15 protein-coding genes are annotated in these 22,427 nt (G+C 69.5%); 10 read left to right on the forward strand and 5 right to left on the reverse strand.

The genetic code is table 11. The features are described from left to right. Positions 1-63: 63 nt before the first annotated feature. Positions 64-2,655 carry a putative metal-binding motif-containing protein gene (locus D187_RS22895; RefSeq protein ID WP_155893522.1) on the reverse strand — a complete coding sequence of 864 codons (2,592 nt, stop codon included), beginning with the start codon at positions 2,653-2,655 and terminating at the stop codon, positions 64-66. 37 nt (positions 2,656-2,692) lie between these two features. Beyond that, a complete protein-coding gene (locus D187_RS22900; protein ID WP_002625760.1) occupies positions 2,693-4,018 on the reverse strand; it encodes an erythromycin esterase family protein in 1,326 nt (441 codons plus the stop codon). Between the two features lie 291 nt (positions 4,019-4,309). Between D187_RS22900 and D187_RS22905 the strand changes: the two genes are divergently transcribed. From D187_RS22905 to D187_RS50245, 4 genes are read left to right on the forward strand one after another with little or no spacing between them, the layout of a single operon-like run. Next, positions 4,310-5,653, forward strand: a complete 1,344-nt coding sequence (locus D187_RS22905) for a B12-binding domain-containing radical SAM protein (protein WP_081713813.1) — start codon at positions 4,310-4,312, stop codon at positions 5,651-5,653. After that, entirely contained in the window at positions 5,650-6,702 is a 1,053-nt protein-coding gene (locus D187_RS22910; protein ID WP_002625758.1) for an arginase family protein, read from the forward strand. Before D187_RS22905 ends, D187_RS22910 begins: the two co-directional genes overlap by 4 nt. Then, a complete protein-coding gene (locus tag D187_RS22915; protein ID WP_002625757.1) occupies positions 6,699-7,610 on the forward strand; it encodes a phosphotransferase family protein in 912 nt (303 codons plus the stop codon). The genes D187_RS22910 and D187_RS22915 overlap by 4 nt, the downstream gene beginning before the upstream one ends. Then, positions 7,607-8,239, forward strand: a complete 633-nt coding sequence (locus D187_RS50245; protein WP_002625756.1) for a histidine phosphatase family protein — start codon at positions 7,607-7,609, stop codon at positions 8,237-8,239. Before D187_RS22915 ends, D187_RS50245 begins: the two co-directional genes overlap by 4 nt. Before the next feature lie 13 nt (positions 8,240-8,252). Here the strand turns inward: D187_RS50245 and D187_RS22925 are convergent, their stop codons facing one another. After that, positions 8,253-9,101 (reverse strand): SDR family NAD(P)-dependent oxidoreductase, encoded by an 849-nt coding sequence (locus tag D187_RS22925; protein ID WP_081713814.1) that lies wholly within the window; start codon positions 9,099-9,101, stop codon positions 8,253-8,255. Between the two features lie 57 nt (positions 9,102-9,158). Here D187_RS22925 and D187_RS22930 point away from each other — a divergent pair, with 57 nt between their 5' ends. The 5 genes from D187_RS22930 to D187_RS22950 all read left to right on the forward strand — a co-directional run bounded on the left by D187_RS22930 (position 9,159) and on the right by D187_RS22950 (position 15,644). Beyond that, positions 9,159-10,061: a GNAT family N-acetyltransferase gene (locus D187_RS22930; RefSeq protein ID WP_002625753.1), complete on the forward strand. Its 903-nt coding sequence runs from the start codon at positions 9,159-9,161 to the stop codon at positions 10,059-10,061. 89 nt (positions 10,062-10,150) lie between these two features. Next, the gene (locus D187_RS22935) at positions 10,151-11,356 is read left to right on the forward strand and encodes an aspartate aminotransferase family protein (RefSeq protein WP_002625751.1); all 1,206 of its coding nucleotides are present in this window, start codon (positions 10,151-10,153) and stop codon (positions 11,354-11,356) included. Between the two features lie 17 nt (positions 11,357-11,373). Next, complete coding sequence (locus tag D187_RS22940; RefSeq protein ID WP_155893523.1) at positions 11,374-13,764, forward strand: lantibiotic dehydratase; 2,391 nt, start codon at positions 11,374-11,376, stop codon at positions 13,762-13,764. A 71-nt stretch (positions 13,765-13,835) separates the two neighbouring features. Continuing rightward, positions 13,836-14,918, forward strand: a complete 1,083-nt coding sequence (locus tag D187_RS22945; protein WP_043431245.1) for a Rieske 2Fe-2S domain-containing protein — start codon at positions 13,836-13,838, stop codon at positions 14,916-14,918. Positions 14,919-15,041: 123 nt separating this feature from the next. After that, positions 15,042-15,644, forward strand: a complete 603-nt coding sequence (locus D187_RS22950) for a DUF2378 family protein (protein WP_002625746.1) — start codon at positions 15,042-15,044, stop codon at positions 15,642-15,644. A 57-nt stretch (positions 15,645-15,701) separates the two neighbouring features. Here the strand turns inward: D187_RS22950 and D187_RS22955 are convergent, their stop codons facing one another. Further along, positions 15,702-16,427 carry a PAS domain-containing protein gene (locus D187_RS22955; RefSeq protein ID WP_002625744.1) on the reverse strand — a complete coding sequence of 242 codons (726 nt, stop codon included), beginning with the start codon at positions 16,425-16,427 and terminating at the stop codon, positions 15,702-15,704. Between the two features lie 212 nt (positions 16,428-16,639). On the opposite strand from D187_RS22955, the gene D187_RS22960 reads away from it, so the two are divergent. Then, entirely contained in the window at positions 16,640-20,962 is a 4,323-nt protein-coding gene (locus tag D187_RS22960; protein WP_002625742.1) for a DEAD/DEAH box helicase, read from the forward strand. Between the two features lie 8 nt (positions 20,963-20,970). Here the strand turns inward: D187_RS22960 and D187_RS22965 are convergent, their stop codons facing one another. Further along, positions 20,971-22,350: a cytochrome P450 gene (locus D187_RS22965; protein ID WP_002625741.1), complete on the reverse strand. Its 1,380-nt coding sequence runs from the start codon at positions 22,348-22,350 to the stop codon at positions 20,971-20,973. Positions 22,351-22,427 lie beyond the last annotated feature (77 nt).

Below are 22,427 nucleotides of genomic sequence, written 5' to 3' on the forward strand. Positions count from 1 at the left end.
TAGTGTCCGAGCACCGGACGCGGGGCGAGGATGTCTCCGCGCGCCGGTGTGGACCGTGGCCGCTCAGGGGTCGAACTGGATGGCGTAGGCTGTCCATCTCGTGCTCCCGTTGGGCGCGTCCCTGGTCACCGAGAGCTGGTTGCCACTCAGGGACAATCTTCCGGTGGCCACACCCAGGATGTCGTTCGCGCCGTACGAGGTCTCGCCCGCCCCCTGTCCGCCCGCCTGGGAACTGGTGAGCAGCAGCGTCCGGGTCGCATCCACTGGCGTGGCGAGAGTGGCGCTGGTGTTCGTTACGTTATCATTCACCGCCAACACGTGCGTCTGCACGAGCGTGCCCGTGGGGAAGGTGATGCGTTCCCAGGAGATTTGGGGAATGTCGGCGGTGGTGATGGCGGTACCGTCCCCTCGACGGAAGAGCAACTGGGTGGTGTTCGATTGATCGATCTCCCCCCGGACCATCCGTTTGTATATGTCCTGGCCCTCGGTGCTGACCTGCCAGGTGGAGAGCACGATGGAACGAGTGAGGTCAGTGGTGGGCAAGCCGGGCACCGTCAGCGTTCCGCTATTGGAAGGCATTGCTCCCGTGAGGCTTCGCTGCACGTCGCTGCCGGTGAATTGGACCACTTGGAAGTTGAAGAGCTGGCTCGCGGCGCAGGCGTTGAACAGGAAGGCCCTGACGTTAGTGTTGTTACCATTGTTGGTGAGTTCGACTGAAGGGAAGTCGTTATAGCCCAGGACACTCCCATCTTGGGAGGAGCTGAAGAGCACGAAGTTCTTCGAGAGGTCGACTGTCGTGGGGAGGCGGGGAGGGGCCTGGGTGCACGCTATGTTTTGCAGATGCTGGACGGACAGGCCTTGGTGGAGTTCCACCACCTGCCAGTCGATAGTCGCTGCTCCCGTGGTGCCGTTACGCTTGCAGGTGATGGTGGAGGTCCCCAGCGAGCACCGGACGAAGGAGTTGGTGGGCTCCTCGTTGTTGGTGGTGGCCTGGAAGACGAGGAAGCTGCGAGCCAGGGTGACGGGGACCGTCGTGTTGCTGGCGCTGCTGATAGGGCAGTTCTCCTCCTTGTCTCCATTATCCATCCGGCACGATCCGCGCCTCACCACGGGGACGATGGTGTGGGTCTGCTTCGCCTCTACCAACGCGGTCCCGCTCAGCTTGAGTTCCACCGGGCCACCCGTCTTGATCTTGAAAGACATGGGCCCCTCCGTGGTTCCTTGAGGGTCGAATGGCGTGGTCAGTTTCTTGGAACCCTCGCACCCCGCTCCCCAAAACGCCTCGAAACTCGTCGCCGGTGTGGTGGACAGGGTGAGCAACTGGCCCGCAGTGAGGGGCGAGAGGTTGTCGTATTGGTCCGTGATGCGGACGTTGACCGGAGCGGAGCACTCTCCCGCCAACAGGGTTTGTCCGCCCGAGGGCGACAAGGTGAGCTTCGAGGCGGGCAGGGGTTTCACGGTCCGGACCTCTTGCACTGGCTGGGACGTCCCGTTGAGCTTGGCCGCGAGGGTGAAGGTGGTCGCGCGGGTGCCTCGGAAATACAACGAGGAGGCGGCTGGGAGTTGGGCGCCGAGGTTCAGGGCCTGTTTGCAGCCCGCATCCTGGTAGAGCGCCGCTTCCTCGGTGTTGGCGGGCGTCGGGCTGATGGAGAGGCTGCTGAGGTTGGAGAGTGTTCCGGAGGCGGGATTGTCGAACGCATCGCGCCACTCGAGGGAGACGGGAACGCAGTCACCCGCCTGGCTGGTGGTGTTCAGGGAGGCGAGGGCGACCTTGGTCACGGGCCCGGGGCGCAGGGTATGCGCCAAGGTCGCCTGCTGCGACAGCGCGGAAGAGCTAGCGCTTAGCGGGCCCGTGCCGATCGTGGTGCTGCGCACATAGAAGGTGACGCTGCTTTTGCCCGCGGTAATGGCGGAGGGAGGCGACGAGTTGCAACCCGGGTCTGAGTGGAAGGTCACGCCGGAGCCGAACGTGCTCGCCAGGGTGATGGGGGTGGGGAAGCCAGCCAAGGAGGGTTTCCCGTCGGACTCGCGGCGCTCCACGATCACCGGCGCCGAGCACTGACCCGCGATGGTCGTCAGCTCCGAGGGGCTGAAGACGAGCGAGGTGGGGGCCCGGCTACACGTCTTGCCCGAGCAGGCACTGTCTTCACAGCCACGCTGGCCATTGCAGTTGAGGTCGTCGCTCGCGTCGCACACTTCCTGGGCCTGGGGCTGGCGCTTGGACTCCTTGTCATCGCAGTCCGCCCCCCCCAACTCGGACGCGACGAAGCCATCGCGATCTTCGTCCTCGGCGGCGTTCGGCAGGGACAGGGTCAGCGTGACGTCCTTGCTCCCTGGCTCGAAGTGCACGGCGACCGGCTCGCTGCGCCCATTGTAGAACGGCGAGTCCTCACACTTCTCGCCTCCCCAGAGGGCACGCGCCTGGAGATGGACGTCCGCGGGGAGATCCTTGCGGAAGACGGCCAGCCGTAGCTCTTGATCCTCCGGGCGGGTGAGGGGCGTGGATTCCGTACGGAGCTCTCCCTCCGGGGTGCGGACTTCCAGGACGACACAGCTCGCTTTCAGCGCGGGGTCGAGTTGGATGATGGCCTGCACGGCTTCACCCCGGTTGCAGCCGGCGAGCACGAGGAACAGGAAGAGGACAGCTCGGTTCATGGGGCCCATTCTACTGGAGTCTCCTTCCGGAGACCCTTTACATTCCCGTGGGCCAGGTGTCCGCCGCGTCCTCCTCCTCGTGGCCCGCGTCCCGGTCGAGCGGCTGCACGGCGCTCGTGGTGTCGTAGTGCAGGACCGCGTCGAACTGCGCGGGGAGGTCGGCGAAGAAATAATGGCTGTGACGTTCGCTGTGGGGGGCGTAGATGACGCCAATGGCCCGCTCCAGGCGCCGCTCGCGCAGGGCGGAGCCCGCCTCGCCCAGGTCCTCCATCCTCAACAGGAAGGCGGGCAGGCCCACCTCGTGGAAGAGCGCCTCGTAGCTGCCCGGCAGGGCGGGCCGTACCCGCCGTCGGCGGCCCGGGGTGTCCCACTCGCGCGCGGCGAGGACCGTGCCCGTGTAGGTGGTGAATCCCACATTGAACGTCTCCCGCCCATGCCGCTCGCGCAGGAGCTGGCCCAGGTTCAGCTCCCCCTGGTCCCCCATCTGCGTGGCGCGGGCATCGCCCAGGTGCGAGTTGTGGGCCCAGATGACCAGGCGCGCGGGCGCCCCGCGGCGCCGGCCGAGGTACTCGGACAGGGCATCCGCGGTGTCCGCCATGTGGGTGTCGCGCAGGTTCCACGACTCATCCCGTCCGGCGAACATGACCCGGTAGTACGCCTCCGCGTCCCTCGCCAGCCGAGCGTTCTGTTCCGCGTGGAAGTGCGCGTCCTGCTCGCTCGCTCCCTCCTGAACCCGGCGCTCGCGCAGCTCCCTCAACTGCGCCAGCACCGCCTCCTCGCAGCTGTCCGCGTAGCCGTAGGTGGTGGCGTGCCCATAGGACTGGGCGTCCTCGCCGAAGCGGTCGAAGCACGCGTACCGGTCCCGGGCACGCGCCGCCGCCACGGGGTCGCGCGCTTCCAGGTAGCGCACCACCTCGCGCATGGAGGCGTGCAGGCTGTAGAGATCCAATCCGTAGACGCCCGCCCGCTCCCCCTCCGGCCGGGAGGCGTTGTGCGCGCGCAGCCATTCCACGAGCGCTCGTATCTCGGCGTTGCGCCACATCCACCGGGGAAAGCGCTGGAAGTCGTCCAGGGCCTCTTCCACCCGGGTGTCCCGTGTTTCGCCCCGGACGTATTGATTGAGCCTCAGTGCATCCGGCCAGTCAGCCTCCAGCGCCACCGCGCTGAAGCCCCGCTCGGCGATGAGCCGGCGGGTGAGCACGGCGCGCGCTTGGTAGAACTCATGCGTGCCATGCGTGGCCTCGCCCAGCAGCACGAAGCGCGCGTCCCTGATGCTCTCCAGTAGCGCGTCGAAGTCCGTTTCCTCCCCTTTCAGCTCCAAAGCGGCGGTGCGCACTCCATCAATCAATCCGGACGATTTCATACATTGTCAAAAGTATGGTCACACGCGCCCGTCCGCCCGGATTGGAAAACTAGACTGGCGGGACGGCGGGCGGAAAGACACGCCTCCCTTTCCGTGGATTTCGTCCAGGTAGAAAGGCAAGCAGGATGGCGAGGCAGCAGCTAGCACAGGGCGAGTAGGCCAATGACCCCGTGGTGTACAGGTTGGTCACGGCGCCGTGCGCCCACTCACGCTTACAGCTCTGTCCAAGAAAACGGAATTTACATTCCTGCATCTCCTTGAGATGGTGGGTGCCGCCAAGCCGGAGAAGCCATGAGTCAGACATCAAGACCGTGTGTGCACATCGTGCAGCTTCCCTTTCCCTCGTTGAGCGAGCCTCACGAGGCCGTGCGTGACTACTACCGGGATTACAGCGCCAGGTTCGCGAGCGAGCTGGCCGGGTATTTCATTCCCGAAGGAGCGCTCTGGGAGCTGCCGCTCTGGGTGGCCCACATCGCGGGAATGCTCAAGGAGATTGGCTATGAGATGAGCCTGGCCGACATGTCCACGGTACCGGCGGAGGCGGAGGCGTGTGCCCGGTTCCTGCTGGAGCAGACGCGGCCCGGAAGCGTCTTGATGATGTCGCCGTTGGCCCAGAACTTCGATCTGGCGCTGTCGGTGTCCCGGATGCTGATGGCGGAGGGCCGTCAGACGGTGCTCGGGGGGAACATGGCCACGCTGGCCGGGCCCAAGGATGCCTCGCACGTGCATCGCGGACAGGTCTCCGCGCGGGTGCTCGCGGAGATCCTCCAGAAGAAGCTGCCGGGACTCACGGAGGTGCCCGGCCTCAAGGGTGGTATTGGCCGGCTCGACTCCAAGCCCGACTACACGCTGCTGACCGGGTACAAGGGGCGGGTGCCCCTGCTGCGCCTCAACGCCAGCCATGGCTGCCTCTACGCGTGCAGCTTCTGTGGGGACGCCTGGTCGCGGCAGTTGCACGTGGTGGACCCGGCGGTGCTCGAGCACGAGGTCCAGCAGTTCGAGCGGCTCTTCCCCGAGGCGCGCCTCATCTACATCGGGGACAAGACCTTCGGTCAGTCCCAAGACGCCGTGAAGAACCTGCTGGCGGTCTTCGCGAACCGTCCCCACTACAAGTTCATCGTCCAGACGCACGTGCTGAACGTGAACGAGACGGTCATCGAGGCCATGCGCAGGCTGGGCGTGGTGGTGGTGGAGATGGGCTTCGAGACGGCCGACTCCGAGGTGCTCAAGGAGTCGAGCAAGCCGAACCTCGACGTGGACATCTACGCCAGGCGCATCCAGGCGCTCACCGCGGCGGGGATGAAGGTCGTGCTCAACGTGCTGGGAGGTCTGCCCCAGGAGCGGGCCGCCTCGCACGAGCTGACGATGCGCTTCCTCCAGGACTCGCGCAACGAGGCGTGGCTGTACAACCTCTACAACTTCGTGCCCTATCCCCTGACGCCGCTCTTCCCGGTGCTCCGCGAGCGCATCCATGACTGGAACTTCGCCCACTGGCGCGAGGACGGACCGCCGGTCTTCCAGCCCTATCACCAGACGGTGGAGCAGAGCTGGAATCAGTTCCTGGAGAAGGTCCACGTGGCCCACTCGCTGATCAGCCGCCCCGGCGTTTCCTCGTCCATGGAGGCCGTGTCATGAGCAATCCCTATCTCGAGCTGCTCGAGCAGGTCAGCCCCGCGACCTTCGCCCGGGATCCGAAGCCGGGCTGGGCGGGCCCGGGCACGCTCTTCGGCTGCCGGGCGGTGGACCTCTCCGAGGTGCCAGCGGGGTGTCAGTACGTCGCGGCGGGCATCCCTTTCGATGGGACGGCCAGCTCCCGGCCCGGCGCCTCGGAGGGCCCCCGTGCCATCCGCCAGGCGAGTCTCGTCTTCTCGTCGTACCTGGACAGCCTGGGTGAGCACGAGATGCTCGACACGCGGACCGGCTCCGTCTTCCGCTACGCCAAGGCCAACGTGGTGGACGCGGGGGATCTGCACGTGTACCCCACCGACACCCGGCGCAACTTCCAGGCCGTGGCCACCGAGGTCGAGCTCCTGGCCCGCTCCGGCGCCACGCCCGTGTTGCTCGGGGGGGATCACTCGATTGGCTTCGCCACCTTCGTCGGCGTGCAGCGCGCCCTGAGCGCCCGGCAGCCGCAGTCTCGGCTGGGGCTCATCCAGATCGATCACCACTTCGACTTCGGCGCGAACAGCACCATCCACGGGCCGCTCTATCACGGCTCCAACGCTCGGCGGATCAGTGAGCTGCCCTCCATGCAGCCGGACCGCATGGCCTTCGTGGGCGTCGGGAGCATCACCCGCAAGGGACAGTTCGATGGGTTGTTGAAGGCTGGCAGCCACATCGTCCCCGCCCGGGAGATGCGCGCCCGCGGGGTGGCCGCCGCGCTCGAGCCGGTGGTCGCCGCCTTTCGCCGCAACTGCACCGCGGTTCACCTCTCCATCGACATCGACGTCCTCGACTGCTCCGTCGCCCCCGGTACTGGCAATGTCACTATCGGCGGACTCTCCGGTGGCGAGCTGATGGATGCCGTGGAGGTCATCCGGCAGCTCCCGCTGGCGGGCATCGAGATCGTGGAGGTGTCGCCCCGCTACGATCCCACCGGGCGCACGCCGCAGATCGCCGCCCAGCTTCTCTTCGAACTCCTCTTCCGCGAATATCGCAAGCCGGAGGCCTCGGCGATCCCATGACATGGAGTTCCAACGAGGCGCGGGTGGCGCTCGCCGAGCGGCTCCGGCACGACCACCCCGAATGGGAGGCCGACGAGCCCGTGCTCGTGGGGGGCGGGCTGGAGTTCTTCGTGTTCCGCGTCCAGTCGGCGCGGCAGGGCCCTCTGGCCATCAAGGTGCCGCGCGCGCCGGTCTTCATCAACGACAACGATCCGCGCGTCGTCGCGCGCGATCTGCTGGAACAGGAGTCCGCCCTCATTTCCCGCGCCGCGCGGGGCGGGATACCGGTGCCGCGGCTGGTGGCGCTGGAGCTGGGACGCGAGCCCCTCGACTACATCGTCCTCGAGTACGTCGAGCACGACGGCGGTGAGCCCACGCCCCTGGCGCTGGGCGAGCTGGTGCGCCGCCTGCACTCGCTCCCGGAGATGCCTTCCCGGCCCCTGGTGGCGCAGCAAGGGCGTCCACTGGCCGAGCTGCTGGCGGAGCGTATCCACCGGCGCGCGCGCGTGGTGGAGCGGCTCGCGGGCGTCCGTCTGGCGTTGCCCGGGCCCGAGTGGCTGGCCGACGCGCTGCACGGCTCCGAGCGACCGCGCGCGGTGCTGCACATGGACGTGCGTCCCGCGAATGTGCTGGCCCGTGGCGGCCAGGTGCTCGCGTTGCTGGACTGGTCCAATGCACTGGTGGGAGATCCCGCGCTGGAGCTGGCGCGGATCGCCGAATACGGACTCGCCGGACCGGAGTTCCTCGCCGCGTACCACGGCCTTGCTCCCGTCCCACCCCCACCGGCCCGGCTGGAGTGGCTCTACCGGATCGACACGGCGGTGATGTTGGCGGTCGTCTTCCTCTCCGAGCAGCCAGATGCCGAGAAGGCGCGGCCCCAGGTGGCCCGGGTGGTGGAGTTGTGTGGACGGCTGGAGGGCATGCGATGACAGACATCCGTCCCGCCGTGGTGCTCTTGGTGCGTCATGCGGACGTGTACAACCCGCGGCGGGTTTTCTATGGGCGGCTGCCTGGTTTCCGCCTGAGCGACCTGGGTTGGAAACAAGCGGACTTCCTCGCGGAACATCTGGCCTCCGAGCCCATCCGCGCCTTCTACACCAGCCCCATGCTCCGGGCGCGGCAGACCGCGGCCGTGCTCGCGCGAAGGCACCGGGGGGTGGCGATCCACCGGATCATGGGCCTGCAGGAGGTCCGCACGAGCTGGATGGGCGTGCCCGATCACGAGCTTCCCCTCTTCGTGAACCTGTACGAGCCGCCCCGCGATCCGGGTGATGAGACCATTGCCCAGTTGGCCGAGCGCGTGTCCCAGACCCTGCTGCGCATCGCGCGCAAGCACCCCGGTCAGGTCGTCTGCTGCGTCAGCCATGGAGATCCCATCTCCAGCGCGTGCTCGTTGTTCCGGGGGCTGGCTCCGGAACTGGTGAGCATCCGCGGCCAATACAGCGCGCAGCAGTGCTCGGTGACCCGGCTCACCTTCACGCCGCCCTCCGAGCAGCCCGTGCTGGAGTACCGCGACGTGATTGCCGAGCTGGCTCCGGAGCTCAAGGCGCGTCGCTGACCGCGCTCGCGGCTCAGAAGCGCAGCCGCAACGCGTAGAGATCGTCCTGCTCGATCTGCTCGGCGCGGGTGATGAGCGCCTCCAGGTCGTCGCGGACGGCATGCACGTAGCGCCCGGTCAGCCCGTCCCCCCGGCCCGAGGCGAGCAGCACCACGGCCCGAGCGGCCACCTCCGGCTCGGCCCATGCCTCGGCCGGCCACTGGCCAGACTGCCAGGTGTGCTCCGTCATCCGGGTGTGCACCATGCCTGGGCTCAGTGCGAAGACAGACACGCCCTGGGGCCGGGCCGCCTGCGCCAGACAGTCCGTCAACCGCAGCAACGCCGCCTTCGCGACGGCATAGCCGATGTTGCGGTGCGTGGGCCGCGCCGCCACGTCACTGCCGATGTTGATGATCCGTCCCCGGCCGCGAGCGACCATGCCGGCGAGCACCAGCCGCGAACAGAGCGAGGCGCCGCGCAGGTTGACCTCCACCACGCGCCAGAAGTCGTCTGGATCCGCTTCCCAGAACGCGCCGGGAGGACCGCTGACCCCCGCGTTGTTGATGAGCAGATCGATGGGCCCCAGCTCCCGCTCCACGCGGGCCACCACCTCTTCCATCTGCGCGCGCTCGACCACGTCCCCCACGAGCGCCAGGGCCCGTCCGCCCGCGGCCGTGAGCTCCCGCGCCGTCTCCTCCACCTCCGGGCTCGAGCGTGCCACTACCGCCACGGCGGCACCCTCCGCTGAGAGTGCTCGTGCGAAGGCTCGTCCGAGACCGCGTCCCCCACCCGTCACAAGCGCCACCTGTCCCTCGAGCGCGTGTTGCTGTGTGGTCATTTTCTGGTCTCCCATGGTTTGCTTGACGCTCCTGGCGTCAATCATTAGTGTCCGAGCCGCAATAGTACACGTCGTCGTCCTCCGCGTGGCCGAGGAGCGAGCATGAATGGGGCGCACGAGCCCGAGTCCGATGCGTTTCCAACGGTGCGCAGGGCCCAACCCGAGGATTGCCCCGCCATCCTCGAGCTCATGCGTTCTGTGTATGGGGACTACAACCCCTACTTCGATGAGTTGGATGCCTGGCTGGCGGACGAGGTGGGCCAGCTCGGCGTCGCGGTGCTCGACGACAAGGTGGTGGGGTTTGGCAAGCTGACCTGTCTGGCGCCCGGCGAGTGGTGGATTGAGAGCATCGCCGTGGATAAGGCATACCGGCGCCGGGGCGTGGCCAGGACCCTCGGCTTCTATGGTCTCTCCCTCTGGCATGAGAGGGGTTCCGGGAGCCTGCGGGCACTGATCGCGGGCTACAACGATCCGAGCTTCAGCTATGGCGAAGCCTTTCAATTCCACCGTTCGGCCCGGTATGTCCATCTGCTCGCCTCCCCGGAGGGCACGACCCATGGCTTCCGCCCGTTGACCGCGGCGGATCGGGATTGGGCGCATGAGCGGCTCACCCGCTCGGCCCTCTGGCAGCACACCGCGGGGCTCGTCGAGTGCCGCTGGAAATGGCAATCCCTCACCCCGGAGTTCCTCTCCAAGTTGATCGACGCGGGAGAGGCCTTCGCCTGGCGGGGTGGGGAGGGAGTGGCTTGCATGTGGCGCCGTCGGGGCGTGAAGGAGCCCGAGCTGCGCGTCTGGTTCGCGGGTGCTCCGGGGAACCTCGGGGAGATGGCGCGAGAGTTCCGCGCGTTCGCGGCCACGCAGCTGCGCGACTTCGGACCGGAGCCCTCCGTCATCCACTGGCGGGTCCCCGACGTGCCCGAGCTCATTCCCACGCTCGAGGCCAGCGGCTTCCGCAAGCGTGAGAGCTTCGAGAACACCTTCTACCTAGTGGAGTACCAGAAATGAGCGCTCGGCTGGGCGCTCGGTGGAAGTAATGCATCAGGCCAGCGGGTTGTCCTCGCTGGCGGCCAGTGGGCCCGGAGACAGGCAAACCCATGACGATGACCCGACTTGACCCCTCCGAGCCGAGGAACGCCGAGCGCGCGTTCCACATGAATACCTATCCGCGTGCGCCCATCACCGTGGTGCGCGGAGAGGGGCTCCGGGTGTGGGATGACCAGGGGCGCGAGTTCCTGGATTTTACCTCCGGCCTGTGCGTCAACACGCTCGGGCACTGCCACCCGGTGGTGGTGGAAGCCGTGCGCGCGCAGGTGGGCACGCTCATTCACGCCACCAATGGCGTGTACACGCTTCCCCAGCTGGAGCTGGCCCGGCTGCTGGTGGAGCACTCGGCGCTGGACAAGGTCTTCTTCTGCAACAGTGGCGCCGAGGCCAACGAGTGCGCCATCAAGCTGGCGCGCAAGTGGGGCCGCACGCGCAAGGGCGGCGCCTACGAGATCATCACCGCCAACACCGGCTTCCACGGGCGCACCCTGGGGACGATGGCCGCCACCGGGCACCGCCACGTGCAGCAGGACTTCGAGCCGCTCCCCGAGGGCTTCACGCAGGTGGAGTTCAACGATCTGGCGGCGCTTCGGGACGCCATCACGGAGCGGACGGCCGCCGTGCTGCTCGAGCCCATCCAGGGCGTCAACGGCGTGGAGCTGGCCACCCAGGAGTACCTCCGGGGGGTGCGCGCGCTGTGTGACGAGAAGGGCGTGTTGCTGATGCTCGATGAGATCCAGTCCGGTGTCGGGCGGACCGGCACGCTCTGGGCCTATGAGGGGTACGGAATCGAGCCGGACGTGATGACGGTGGCCAAGGGCCTGGGCGGTGGGGTGGCCATCGGCGCCTGTCTGGCCAAGGACGCCGTCGCCGTCTTCCAGCCCGGAGATCACGCCTCGACGTTCGGTGGCAACCCGCTGGCCTGCGCCGCCGGCCGGGCCGTGCTCCAGGAAGTCATCGCGAGGGATCTGCCCGGCCACGCGCGGCGCCTGGGCGAGCGGCTGCGGGCGGGACTGGGGGAGATCCAGGCGGAGCCGGGACACGGCATCACCGCGGTGCGTGGCGCCGGGCTGTGGTTCGGGATCGAGTTCGGCGAGGGCGGGGCGAACACCGTCTGGGAGCGCTGCCTCCGGCGGGGCATGCTGTTGGTGCGCTCGGGGACCGGGCGCGCCCTGCGCGTCTCGCCCTCGCTCACCGTCACGGAGCAGGAGTGTGATCGTTTCCTCGAGGTGTTCCGCCAGGCCGTCCGAAGCTGATGGAGTGGGAGGGTGAGATGAGCGAGCGGCAGTCGTCGAGTGGGTGGACCGAGCACCTGGCCCCGTTGACTCCAGGCTGGTCCGTGTGGCGGCAGATAGCGGTGCGCGGGGCGGGTTTCCCGGCGGCCCTGGCGGAGCAGGTGCGGCAGCCGGAGAGTGCCCAGGCCGTGGACGCGCTGCTGCGGCGGGAGGCGGACCTGCGCTCCCAGCGGCTCAAGGCCTCCGAGGTGCGGGAGGCGTTGGCGCCGGAGCGTGCCCGACTGGAGGAGCGGCTCGCGGCGGAGGCCGTGCGCGTGGGCCAGGCGCTGCGTGACGTGGCCCGCATGCCCGAGTTCCGCGAGGCCGTGGTCTGGCAGAACCGCCAGGCGCTGGCGAGCGCCCTGGATGTCCTGCTGCGGCGGGATGTCACCGAGCGCGATAGCCGCACCCGCCAGAAGGAGGAGCTGGTCTCCAAGTACCTGCTGCGCTACTGCCTCAAGAACGACACCATTGGCTTCTTCGGTCCGCTGGGCTGGGGGCGCATCGAGCCCGAGGCGGAGGGGTTCGAGCTCCAGCCCGGTCCGGAGCTGCTCAGCCGTCGGCAGACGCTCTTCGAGCACTGGTGCATCGACACCCTGGCCGAGCGGCTCTCGGCGGACGCGCGGCTGCGCCCGTGGATCGCGCCGCGCGCGCTTCCCGTGGTGCGGCTGGAGGGGACGCGTGCCGTGCCGATGATGGGTGAGCCGGTGGAGCTCAGCGCCGTCGCTGCTCGCGCCCTCGCGCTGTGTGACGGCGAGCGGACGGCCCGGGAGATCGCCTCGCTGCTGCGGCGGGAGTTCCCGCTCGAGGTGCCAGGCGAGGCCGAGGCCTGGGCTCTCCTGGAGGAGCACCGGCAGCAGGCGTGGATCCTCTGGACGCTGGAGCTGCCCAACATCGAGTCGCACCCCGAGCGCGCCCTGCGGCGGCTGCTGGAGCGGATCGACGACACGGCGCTGCGCGCGGAGGTGCTCGCGCCGCTGGACGAGCTGGACGCCCATCGGGAGCAGGTGGCGCGCAGCGTGGGAAACGCCGAGGCGCTCGCGCGCGCGCTCGATGCGCTCAATGACGCGTTCACCGCCCGCACGGGCGAGAAGGCACAGCGCCGCGAGGGCCAGACGTACGCGGGCCGCACGCTGCTCTACCAGGACTGCAACCGGGACATGACGCTCACGCTCGGCCCCGCGCTGCTCCAGCGCCTGGGCCCTCCGCTCGGGCTGCTGCTGGACAGCGCGCGCTGGTTCACCTTCCAGGTCGGTGCGCGCTACCTGGCCTCCTTCGAGCGCGTGTTCGACGAGCTGAGGGCCGACGCCCCCACGGTGGACTTCCTGATGTTCCACCTGGGCGTGAGCGAGTTCTTCCCCTTCATCTCCCACCGCTCGGGTCCCTACCTCAAGCCGGACGTGGCCAAGGATCTGATCGCCGAGTTGCAAGCGCGCTGGACCCGGCTGCTCAACGTGAAGCCTGGGGAGCAGCGCATCCAGCGCTCCTCCGCGGAGCTGGCCGCGGCGGCGCGGGATCTGTTCGCCGCGCCCGGGCCGGGTTGGCCCGGGGCCCGTTACCATGCACCGGACCTGATGATCTCCGCCTCGAGCCCGGAGGCGCTGCGGCGCGGGGAGTTCTTCGCCGTGTTGGGCGAGCTGCACATCGCCCTCAACACGTTGGAGTCCCCCGTCTTCTTCTTCCAGCACCCCCGGCCGGAGGAGTTGGTGCGCGCGCTGGAGCAGGACATCCCTGGCCCGCGCATCTCCCCGGCGGTCCCCAAGGATCGCGCCACCCGCGCGGCCATCGTGCCCTTCAACCGCAACGCGTTGGAGTTCGTCTTCGACACGACCCGCTCGTGGCGTCCATCCTCCCAGGTGCTGTCGGTGGGCACGCTGGTGGTGGAGCGGGTGGAGGGGCAGCTCCAGGTGCGCACGCGCGATGGGAGCTGGCGGTGCCACGTGCTGGAGTTCTATGACTGGCTGCTCAGCATCCAGTTCGCGGGGGAGATGCACCTGTTGCCCCCCCAGACCCACTCCCCGCGGGTGACCATCGACGACATGGTGGTGAGCCGGGAGACGTGGCACTTCACCACCGCGCGGCTGCCCTTCCTGCGGCTCCACGATCCAACGACGCGGTTCCTGGAAGCGCGGCGCTGGGCCCAGCAGCACGGCCTGCCGGATCGGGTCTTCTACAAGACGACCAACGAGCGCAAGCCCTTCTTCCTGGACCTCACCAGCCCCCTGTCGCTCAAGTCCTTCGTCACGATGGCCCGGGCTTCCGAGGACGTGGTCATCACCGAGATGCTGCCGACCACGGAGCAGCTCTGGCTCACGGACGCGCGGGGGCAGTCCTATACGAGCGAGCTGCGCATGGTCATGGTGGACGGACAGCCCTGGCGCCCAGGTTAGGCACGGGACGCGCTCCGCGTCCCCTCGACATCGAGCCCCCTACGGCGGGCCGCCTCCATTAGATTGGCCCCATGGGTTCTTCTCGTGAGGAAGCGCGGGGGTCGGCCGCGCCATCGGGGCTCGTATCGGTGGTGCGCCTGCCCCATAGCTGGTTCATCCTCTGCACCTCGAGCGAGCTGGGCGACAAGCCCCTCGCGCGCATGTTGCAGGGCTCGCCGCTCGTCCTCTTCCGCACCGCGGAGGGCAAGCCCGCGGCGCTCGCGGACCGCTGTCCCCACCGCAACGTGCCCCTGTCCCTCGGCCGCGTGGTGAAGGGCCAGCTCCAGTGCGGCTATCACGGCTGGCGCTTCGACTCCTCGGGCCAGTGCCGCGCCGTCCCCGGCCTCATCGGTGAGCCCGAGGCGAAGAGCCGCTGCGCCACCTGGCACGCCACGCGCGAGCAGGAGGGCTTCGTCTGGGTGTACTCCACCCCCGGCGTCGAGCCCTCGCACGAGCCCTACCGCTTCCCCCTGCTGGACGCCCCGGGCTACAGCACCGTGCGCCGCACCCTGCGCGCCGGCGGCTCGCTCCATGCCCTGCTGGAGAACACGCTCGACGTGCCCCACACCTCCTTCCTCCACGGCGGGCTGTTCCGCACCGAGAAGCAACGCCATGAAATCGACGTGGTGGTGCGCCGGAGCGCCCACCAGGTGGAGGCCGAGTACATCGGCGAGCCCCGGCCCGAGGGGCTCGTGGGCCGCCTGCTCGCTCCGGGCGGCGGGGTGTTGCAGCACTTCGACCGCTTCCTCATGCCCTCCATCGCCCAGGTGGAGTACCGCCTGGGCGCCGACAGCCACCTGATGGTCACCTCGGCCATGACGCCCGTCGACGACTGGGACACCCTCGTGTACGCCGTCGTCACCTTCCGCCTGCCCCTACCGCACTGGCTCATCAAGCCCTTCATCACCCCCGTCGCCCTCCACATCTTCAAGCAGGACGCCCGCATCCTCGAGCGCCAGACGGAGACCATCCGCCGCTTCGGCTCGGAGACCTTCGCCTCCACCGAAGTGGACGTGCTCGGCCCCTCCATCCTCCGCCTCATGCGCCAGGCCGGGCGCGAACAGCCTCCCGGTTCATTGGAGGTCCAAGAGACCCGGTTGAAAATGCAGGTGTGACGCGGGGCGGCTGTCGGGTGACGGACAGTCGTCTCGCCTTCAGGAAGGACGGATTTTTCACCAGCACACAGAAGCGGGGGGCGGGGATGGCCGCCTGCCAGGGTGAATGGTCACCCTGAGGACATGCCGCCCTCGCTTTCGCCTGAAAAGCGCGTTCTCGCGCAGTCCGTGGATGCCTTGTTCATCCGTGCCCTGGGGCCGCACCTGTCGCGGGAAGGGCGGCGTCGGCTCAAGGACGCGGGCCTGGATCTGAGCGAGCCCCTGCGGCCGTCGTACTCGCTGGAGCAGTGGAAGGCGTTCCTGCGCGTGGCGGCCAAGGACGTCTTCCCGGGGCAGTCCGAGCGCGAGGCCTGGTCCTCCCTGGGCGAGCGCTACCTGCAGGGCTTCCGGCTGACGGCACAGGGGCGCGCGAGCATGTCGCTCGTCACGCGGCTGGGCCCCCGGCATACGCTCGAGCGCGTGCCGCACAACATCCGGGCCGGCAACAACTTCAACGAGGTGCGCGTCGAGGAGCTGGGCACCCACGCCGCCACGCTGTGGATGAAGGACATGGCCGCGGACAATCCCTACTTCGCCTGTGGCTTCCTCGCGGAGACGCTGCGCGCCGCGGGGGCCGGGGACATCCAGGTGGAGCCGGTGGCCTGTGACGGTACGTCCGCCACCTTCCGACTCACCTGGACGCACGCCGCCACCCGCCCGGTGGCCAGCCGCTCGATGGGGCTCTGAAAGGGGCTCTGAAAGGGGCTCTGAAAGGGGCTCTGAAAGGGGCTGCGAGAGGCCGCCTCAGCCGTGGCCGTGCTCTCGTACCCGCTTCAGGTCCGTGACGTCGCGCAAATAGACGAGCACGCCCCTGTCCATGGGCACCGCCGTCGCCTGGAAGGTCCGGCCGTGGAAGTGCTCCTCGGAGTCCACGGGAAGGCTCGTGGTCAGCACCCGCCGCACCTGGGCGTGTATCCGTGAGCCGGGCACCTCGAGGTACTCCTGCGCCAGGAGGCGCCCCATGAGCGCCTGGCGCCGCTTTCCCAGCAGCCGCTCCGTGGCCCTGTTGACGTAGAAGAAACGGCACTCCTCGTCGAGCGCGAAGAAGGGGTCCGGCATGCACTCCACGAAGGAGAGCATCCGCTCCTCGAAGTCGGCCGTGTCCCGGACGAAGCGCTCGGTCTCCGTCACGTCCGACAGCCACACCACCAGCAGTCCCTTCTCCACCCGCGCTGCCCGGGCCCGTACCTGCCGCGTCACCGGCCCATGCATCGTCTCCAGGACACACGTGTGCGCCGCGCCCGTGGCCAGCACCTGCCCCCAGGCCAGCCCCACCCGGGCCAGCTCCGGACGTGTGGCGAACAAGCGCTTGCCGGGCAGGTGCTCTTCCAGGAGCGCCTCGGCCGCCGGATTCGCGTACTCGCAGAGGAAGTCCTCGGGAGCCAGGTACGGTTCCCCCTCCTGACGGAGTGCGAGGAACCCGTCCGGGTTGAGGGACTCCAGGAGGTAGGGGTTGCTCGGTGAGACCATGCGGGACTCCTCCGCGCGCATGTAAACACGGGCCTTCCGCTCCCCATGACGCACGGCGTCTGCCACCGCGAGTGAATGGCGGCGAAACAACAGTCGTGGGAGGCCGGGCGTGGCGTGCCAGACGGGTGTCCAGCCCTTGTCCGGGGATGGGACTCCAGGGGCATGCGTTGACGCCCGACCGCAACCGATGTTCAGTCCCGAGGGAGCACCCCATGGCCCCACAGATCGCCCTCGCCTTCACTCCCGCCGTGACCGCGCACCCGGCGCTCGGCTCCTTCCACCCGGTGGTCCAGGCGTGGTTCGCCGAGCGGCTGGGCGAGCCCTCGCGTCCCCAGGTGGAGGGCTGGCCGCTCATCCAGGCCTGGGAGGACGTGCTCATCGCCGCGCCCACCGGCAGCGGCAAGACGCTCACCGCCTTCCTCGCCGCGTTGGATCGGCTCTTCCGCCTGGCGCTGGAGGGGGCGCTGCCGGAGCGCACGCAGGTGCTGTACGTGTCGCCCCTCAAGGCGCTGGGCAACGACGTGCAGAAGAACCTGCTCCAGCCGCTGGAGGAGCTGCTGCGGCGCGCGCGGGGCGCGGGCTATTCGCCCCAGGACTTGAGGGTGGAGGTGCGCACCGGGGACACGTCGGCGGCGGATCGCGCGCGCATGGTGCGCCGGCCTCCGCACATCCTCATCACCACGCCCGAGTCGCTCTACCTCTACCTCACGGCGGAGCGCGCGCGGGCCACGCTGCGCGGCGTGCGCACCGTCATCGTGGATGAGATCCACGCCCTGGCGCGTGACAAGCGGGGCAGCCACTTCGCCCTGTCGCTCGAGCGGCTCAAGGCCATCACCGAGGTGCGCCCCCAGCTCATCGGCCTGTCGGCGACGCAGAAGCCGCTGGAGGCCATCGCCGCCTTCCTCACGGGCGAGCGCGCCGAGACGTGCCGGCTCGTCCAGGTGGGGCACCAGCGGCCGTGGGACCTGCGGGTGGAGATTCCCGACGCGGAGCTGGGCTCGCTGGCCACGCACGAGATGTGGGGCCAGGTGTATGACCGGCTGGTGGCGCTGGCGGGGGAGCACCGCACGACGCTCGTCTTCGTGAACACGCGCAAGCTGGCCGAGCGCGTGGCGCATGACCTGTCCGAGCGCCTGGGGCAGGACAAGGTGGCGGCGCACCACGGCAGCATGTCGCGGGAGATGCGGCTGTCGGCCGAGGAGCGGCTCAAGGCGGGCCAGCTCTCGGTGATGGTGGCCACGGCGTCGTTGGAGCTGGGCATCGACGTGGGCAACGTGGACCTGGTGGTGCAACTGGGCAGCACGCGCTCCATCTCGGTGCTGTTGCAGCGGGTGGGCCGCGCGGGCCACTACAAGGGCGGGGTGTCCAAGGGCGTGCTCATCGCCATGACGCGCGATGAGTTGATGGAGTGCGTGGCGCTGCTGCACGCCGTGTACGAGGGAGACCTGGACGCGGTGCGCATGCCGCAGAAGCCCCTGGACGTGCTGGCGCAGCAGGTGGTGGCGGCGTGCGCGTGCGAGGAGTGGGACGAGCGCGCCCTCTACGGTCTGTTCCGCCGGGCCTGGCCCTACCGCGACCTCACCTGGGAGGAGTACGAGAAGGTGCTGGAGACGCTCTCGGAGGGCGTGTCGCTGCGGCGCGGGCGCGCGGGCGTGCACCTGCACCGCGACCGGGTGAACCAGCGGCTCAAGGCGCGCCGGGGCGTGCGCATCACCGCGCTCACCAATGGCGGTGCCATTCCGGACACCTTCACCTTCAACGTGGTGGCCGAGCCCGAGGGCAAGACGGTGGGCACGCTGGACGAGGACTTCGCGGTGGAGTCCTCGCCCGGAGACATCTTCCTCCTGGGCACGACGGCGTGGCGCATCCAGCGGGTGATGGGCTCGTCGGTGATGGTGGAGAACGCGCACGGCCAGCCACCCACGGTGCCCTTCTGGCGGGGCGAGGCCCCGGGCCGCACGGACGAGCTGAGCGTGCACGTGGGCAGGCTGCGCGAGGACCTGCTCAAGCGTGACGACGCGGCGCGCTTCCTGGAGAAGGAGCTGAAGCTGACGCCGCCCGCGGTGGACGCGCTGATGGCGTACCTGCGCGCGGGGCTCCAGGTGCTCGGCGTGGTGCCGAGCCACCGCACCATCGTGGCCGAGCGCTTCTTCGACGAGGCGGGCGGCATGCAGCTCATCCTCCACGCGCCCTTCGGCAGCCGCGTCAACCGGGCGTGGGGACTCGCGCTGCGCAAGCGCTTCTGCCGCACCTTCGACTTCGAATTGCAGGCGGCGGCCACCGAGGACGGTCTGCTCTTGTCCCTGGGCGAGCAGCACTCCTTCCCCCTGGAGGACATCTTCTCCTTCCTCACCCCGGACAACGTGGAGGAGGTGCTGGTGCAGGCGGTGCTCCAGGCGCCGTTGTTCGGCACGCGCTTCCGGTGGAACGCCACGCGGGCGCTGTCCCTGTCGCGCTTCTCCGCGGGCAAGCGCGTGGCGCCCAACCTCCAACGCGCCCGGAGCGAGGATCTGCTCGCGGCGGTGTTCCCCGCGCAGGTGGGGTGCCAGGACAACCACGGCGGCGCGGACGTGGAGCTGCCGGACCATCCGCTCGTGAATCAGACGATGCAGGACTGCCTGCGCGAGGCCATGGACATCGACGGCCTGCGCGAGGTGCTGCGGGGGGTGAAGGAGGGCCGCATCCAGCTCGTCGCCCGGGACGTGCCCGAGCCGAGCGTGTTCGCCCACCAGATGGTGAACAGCCAGCCCTACACCTTCCTGGACGACGCGCCGGCCGAGGAGCGCCGGGTGCGCAACGTGGTGCTGCGCCGCACGCTGCCCGCGGAGGACTCGGCGGCCTTCGGCGCGCTGGACGCGAGCGCCATCGAGCAGGTGGTGCGCGACGCGGCCCCGCCCATGCGCGACGAGGACGAGCTGCACGACGCGCTCCTGCAACTGGTCCTCCTGCCCGAGGCGCGGGTGCCGGGGGGCTTCGTCAGGAGCCTCATGGCGCAGCGGCGGGTGGCGTGGATGGAGGTGGGAGACGCGCGCTACCTCGTGCCCGCCGAGCGGCTGCGTGCCCTGCGCGCCCTGTTCCCCGACGTGCTCCTGCAACCGGCGCTGGAGCCCCTGGTGGGGGACAAGCCGGTGGAGCGCGACGCGGCGATGGCCCTGGTGGTGCGCGGTTGGATGGAGCTGCTGGGCCCCACGACGGCGGCGGAGCTGGGGGAGATCCTCTCCCTGGACGAGTCCGAGGTGAACATCGCGCTGCATCAGCTCGAGGCCGCGGGAGGCATCCTCCGGGGCCGTTTCCGGCCCGACGCCCCTTCCGGCGTGGTGGAGTGGTGCGACCGGCGCCTGTTGCAGCGCATCCACCGGCTGACGGTGGGACGGCTGCGCAAGGAGATCGAGCCGCTGAGCGCCCAGGACTTCATGCGCTTCCTCTTCCGGTGGCACCACCTGGAGGAACTGGACGCGCTGCGCGGCTCCACGGGCCTGTCCAAGGCCATTGGCCTGTTGCAGGGCTACGAGGCGCCCGCATCGGCCTGGGAGCGCTTCCTCCTGCCCGCGCGGATGAAGAACTACCTGGGCGATCTGCTGGAGCGGGCGTGCTACTCGGGCGAGGTGGCCTGGGGCCGGCTCACGCAGAAGGAGGCGAAGCCGGTGCCCGGCCCGCGCCGGGGCGCTCCCGCGACCCCCGCCGAGCCCGAGCCCCCGCGCTCCCGGGCGGCGTCACCCAACCGCAACGCGAGCCTGTCCTTCGTGCGGCGCGAGGACCTGGACTGGATGCTCTCCGCGGCGCGGCCCAACGCGGTGCTGGCCGATGGCGGCATCCTCGTGCCGCCGGACCTGTCCGGACCGGCGAAGGACGTGGTGACGGTGCTCGAGCAGCGCGGCGCGTGCTTCTTCACGGACCTGTGCTCGCGCTCGCGGCGGCTGCCCTCGGAGGTGGAGGACGCGCTGTGGGAGCTCGTCGCCCGGGGGCTCGTCACGGCGGACGCGGTGCAGAACCTGCGGGTGTTGCAGAGCCCGGCCCAGCGCAAGCGGCAGAAGCAGTTGCAGCGCGGGGGCCCGGGCCGCTGGAGCCTGCTGGTGCCCTCGGAGCCCAAGGGCGAGGACGAGGTGCGCGAGTCGCTCGCGCGGCTCTTCCTCCAGCGCTACGGGATTGTGTGGCGCGATCTGGTGATGCGCGAGGCGCTGGCGCCCTCGTGGCGCGAGCTGCTCTACGTGTACCGGCGCATGGAGGCGCGCGGGGAGATTCGCGGAGGCCGCTTCGTGGCGGGCTTCGTGGGGGAGCAGTTCGCCCTGCCCGACGCGGTGGACGTGGCGCGAGCGGTCCGCCGGCAGGCGCCCTCGGGCGTGCGCGTGCAGCTCTCCGCGGTGGATCCGCTCAACCTCACGGGCGTGGTGACGCCGGGGCCGCGTGTGCCCGCCACGGTGGGCAACGTCGTCACCTACGTGGACGGCGTGCCCCAGGGCTTCGACGACCAGGGCGACGAGGTCGAGGAAGAGGAGAGCGAGTCGGACGCGGGCGCCGCGGCGCGGGCGAACTGAGGGGCGGCTCAGCGCGGGGTGATGCGCACGGGCAGGTGGCCGGAGGGCCTCAGGGTGATGACGGGCTCGGGCCTTGGCGTGTAGCCCTCCACCAGCCTTGGCCGGTGGTGCTGCGCGAGCGTCGCCAGGATCAACGTCCCCTCCATCAGCGCGAAGTTGTTGCCGATGCACTGCCGCGGGCCGCCGAGGAAGGGGAAGTAGGCGTACCGCGGCCGCGCGGCGACCTTCTCGGGCGTGAAGCGGTCCGGATCGAAGCGCTCGGGGTCCGGCCAGAACTCCGGCAGGCGGTGCGTCAGGTACGCGCTCATGTCGACCGACGAGCCGCCGCGAACCTGGTAGCCGCAGATGACGTCGTCCTCCACCACCTTGCGGCTCAGCGCGTAGGCGGGTGGGTAGAGGCGCAGCGTCTCGTCCAGCACCCGGCGCGTGTACACGAGGCGGGGGAAGTCCTCCGCCGTCGGCGGGCGGCCACCGAGCACGGCATCCAGCTCCGCGTGCAGCGTGCGCTCCGCTTCCGAGTTCTGGGCGAGCAGGGCCCAGCTCCACGAGAGTGCGTTCGCGGTGGTCTCATGGCCCGCGAGCAGCATGGTGAGCACCTCGTCCTGCAGGTGCGTGTCATCCATCCGCTCGCCGGTCTCCTCGTCCTGGGCGAGCATGAACATGGAGAGCAGGTCGCCCCGGTCCTCCGTGTGGGCGCGGCGCTCCGCGATGACCCGGGTCACCACCTGCCGCAGGGAGCGGTTGGCGTCACGGAAGGCCCGGTCATAGGCCGTGGGCAGCACGGGGGGGATGAACCGCAGCGAGCGGAAGCGCTCGACGGTCTGTTCGCTGATGACGGTGAAGGAATGGCCCACGGCCTCGGTGTCCGCGCGGACGTCGGCGCCCAGCAGCGCCTCGCCGACGATGCGCAGGGTGAGCGACATCATGTCCACCGCTCCGAGGCGGGACTCTCCCGTTCGTTGGGCCTCGGCCCACTGCTCGGACAGCTCCACGGTGGCGCGCACCATCTGGTCCGCCATGGCCGTGATGCGGGCCCGGTGGAAGGCGGGCTGCGCGAGCCTGCGCTGCTTCATCCACGTCTCGCCCTGGCTCGTGAGCAGACCATCCCCGACGACGCGGCGGACCATGGCGTAGCTGAAGTGGTCCTTGGTGTAGTTCTTCACGTTGTCCTGCAGCACGTGCTTGATGCCGTCCGGGTGGCTCACGAGGTAGGAGCGCCCGAGACCGAACCGGTACTGGGCCACGGGCCCATGCTCGGCCGCCGTCCGCAGGAACCAGCCCAGGATGTCCTTCCGGGCGTCGCGAACGACGCCGATGAGGGGCAGGCCCCGGGGGCCGGTGGGGATACGGGGCGCTGGGGCGCGTGGAGCCGCGGACATGTCGGTCATGAGGCGATTCTAACGGTGGCGCGGCCCTGGGTTCTGTCGATGCTGGATCAGCCGCATACCGGGCAGGGCGGCGAGCC

The sequence above is a fragment of the Cystobacter fuscus DSM 2262 genome (assembly GCF_000335475.2).
Classification (GTDB): Bacteria; Myxococcota; Myxococcia; order Myxococcales; family Myxococcaceae; genus Cystobacter; species Cystobacter fuscus.

Coding starts and splice junctions, on each gene's coding strand:
- D187_RS22955 (WP_002625744.1), bottom strand. CDS start 16,427: ATGGTCTCACCGAGCAACCCCTACCTCCTGGAGTCCCTCAACCCGGAC.
- D187_RS22965 (WP_002625741.1), bottom strand. CDS start 22,350: ATGACCGACATGTCCGCGGCTCCACGCGCCCCAGCGCCCCGTATCCCC.
- D187_RS22930 (WP_002625753.1), top strand. CDS start 9,159: ATGAATGGGGCGCACGAGCCCGAGTCCGATGCGTTTCCAACGGTGCGC.
- D187_RS50245 (WP_002625756.1), top strand. CDS start 7,607: ATGACAGACATCCGTCCCGCCGTGGTGCTCTTGGTGCGTCATGCGGAC.
- D187_RS22925 (WP_081713814.1), bottom strand. CDS start 9,101: ATGATTGACGCCAGGAGCGTCAAGCAAACCATGGGAGACCAGAAAATG.
- D187_RS22960 (WP_002625742.1), top strand. CDS start 16,640: ATGGCCCCACAGATCGCCCTCGCCTTCACTCCCGCCGTGACCGCGCAC.
- D187_RS22910 (WP_002625758.1), top strand. CDS start 5,650: ATGAGCAATCCCTATCTCGAGCTGCTCGAGCAGGTCAGCCCCGCGACC.
- D187_RS22940 (WP_155893523.1), top strand. CDS start 11,374: ATGAGCGAGCGGCAGTCGTCGAGTGGGTGGACCGAGCACCTGGCCCCG.
- D187_RS22950 (WP_002625746.1), top strand. CDS start 15,042: ATGCCGCCCTCGCTTTCGCCTGAAAAGCGCGTTCTCGCGCAGTCCGTG.
- D187_RS22895 (WP_155893522.1), bottom strand. CDS start 2,655: ATGAACCGAGCTGTCCTCTTCCTGTTCCTCGTGCTCGCCGGCTGCAAC.
- D187_RS22945 (WP_043431245.1), top strand. CDS start 13,836: ATGGGTTCTTCTCGTGAGGAAGCGCGGGGGTCGGCCGCGCCATCGGGG.
- D187_RS22900 (WP_002625760.1), bottom strand. CDS start 4,018: ATGAAATCGTCCGGATTGATTGATGGAGTGCGCACCGCCGCTTTGGAG.
- D187_RS22935 (WP_002625751.1), top strand. CDS start 10,151: ATGACGATGACCCGACTTGACCCCTCCGAGCCGAGGAACGCCGAGCGC.
- D187_RS22905 (WP_081713813.1), top strand. CDS start 4,310: ATGAGTCAGACATCAAGACCGTGTGTGCACATCGTGCAGCTTCCCTTT.
- D187_RS22915 (WP_002625757.1), top strand. CDS start 6,699: ATGACATGGAGTTCCAACGAGGCGCGGGTGGCGCTCGCCGAGCGGCTC.